Genomic DNA, 1,752 nt, shown 5'->3' with positions numbered 1-1,752 from the left:
CCGCGGGCGTGAGCCGCACCTCCTTGCTGTTGCGCTCGAACAGGCGCGCGCCCACCGTGTCCTCGAGCTGGCGGATCGCCACCGACAGCGGCGGCTGCGAGATCGAGAGCCGGCGTGCCGCGCGCCCGAAGTGCAGCTCTTCGGCGAGCACGGAGAAATAGCGCAGGTGACGCAGTTCCATGAATAGGCAAATCGAATCGAGCAAGACCCAAACGATATTAGACACGGATCGTCACGGCTTGAACAATGGCGCGAATCCAGGAGACAAGCCATGCCCGAGACGCCTGCCGCGCCTGCAGCGCCCGCCGTTCACCCCATTCCCGACCGCCACGGCCAGAACCTCTACAGCGTCGACACCGAGCTGCAGTCGCTGCTCGCGCTCTACCTGCCCGAGGACCTGCTGCGCCACCTGCGGCCGCAGCTCGAGCGCCTCGGCGGCCTCGCGGGCGGCAGGCTCGACGAGCTGGCCGGCACCGCCGACCGCAACCCGCCCACCTTGAAGCAGCGCACGCGCACCGGGCTCGACGAGCAGCAGGTGATCAAGCATCCGGCCTACGTCGAGATGGAGCGCCTCGCGCTCAGCGAATTCGGGCTGGCCGCGATCTCGCACCGCGACGAGACGCTGGGCTGGAAGGGCCGCATGCCGCCGCTCGTGAAATACGCGCTGACCTACCTGTTCGTGCAGGCCGAGTTCGGCCTGTGCTGCCCGGTCTCGATGACCGATTCGCTCACGCGCACGCTCAAGAAGTTCGGCGCGCCCGCGCTGGTGCAGAAGTACCTGCCGCGCCTGACCTCGCTCGACTTCGACGAACTCGCGCAGGGCGCGATGTTCATGACCGAGCAGGCCGCGGGCTCCGACATCGCCGCCACCGCCACGCTGGCGCGGCGCGAGGCCGACGGCAGCTGGCGCCTCACCGGCGACAAGTGGTTCTGCTCGAACCCCGACGCCGATTTCGCGATGGTGCTCGCGCGCGCCGAGGACGGCGTGGCCGGCATGAAGGGCGTGTCGCTGTTCCTGCTGCCGCGCCGGCTCGACGACGGCAGTCTCAACCGCTACCGGATCATCCGGCTCAAGGACAAGCTCGGCACGCGCTCGATGGCCAGCGGCGAGATCCGGCTCGAGGGCGCGCTCGCCTTCCTGGTCGGCGAGGAAGGCCGCGGCTTCGTGCAGATGGCCGACATGGTCAACAACTCGCGGCTGTCGAACGGCGTGCGCGCCGCGGGCCTGATGCGCCGCGCGGTGGCCGAGGCCGAGTACATCGCCGCCGAGCGCCAGGCCTTCGGCCGCACGCTCGACCGGATGCCGCTGATGCAGCGCCAGCTCGACAAGCTGCGCGTGCCCGCCGAGCAGGCACGCACCATGGTCTGCCAGACCGCGCTGGCGCTGGCGCGCTCCGACGCCGGCGAAGCCGATGCCTACGCGCTGCTGCGCATCCTTACGCCGCTCATCAAGTTCCGCGCCTGCCGCGATGCGCGCAAGGTCACGGGCGACGCGATGGAGGTGCGCGGCGGCTGCGGCTACATCGAGGAATGGAGCGATCCGCGGCTGGTGCGCGATGCCCACCTGGGCTCGATCTGGGAGGGCACCAGCAACATCGTCGCGCTCGACGTGATCCGCGCCGTCAAGCGCGAGGGCTCGCTGCCGGTGCTGCGCGCCCATTGCGAAAAGCTGATCGCCGAAGCCGAACCGGCCCCGGCCTTCGCCCAGGCGCTGCGCGATGCACTGGCGCGCGCCGCCGCGCTGGCCGAGAC

Annotated in this window: 2 protein-coding genes; one reads left to right on the top strand and one right to left on the bottom strand. The window is 70.3% G+C overall.

Translation table 11 applies throughout. The features are described from left to right. The coding region (locus tag AC27VN_RS40595) for a LysR family transcriptional regulator (RefSeq protein ID WP_490880381.1) at positions 1–181 on the bottom strand (181 nt) is incomplete at its 3' end. A gap of 90 nt (positions 182–271) precedes the next feature. Here AC27VN_RS40595 and AC27VN_RS40590 point away from each other — a divergent pair. Further along, the coding region (locus AC27VN_RS40590) for an acyl-CoA dehydrogenase family protein (protein ID WP_490880380.1) at positions 272–1,752 on the top strand (1,481 nt) is incomplete at its 3' end.

The sequence above is a fragment of the Variovorax sp. 20P10.2.4 genome, assembly GCF_058244205.1.
Note: the sequence above shows the minus strand (reverse complement) of the source record. Positions and strands in the feature narration are given on the sequence as shown.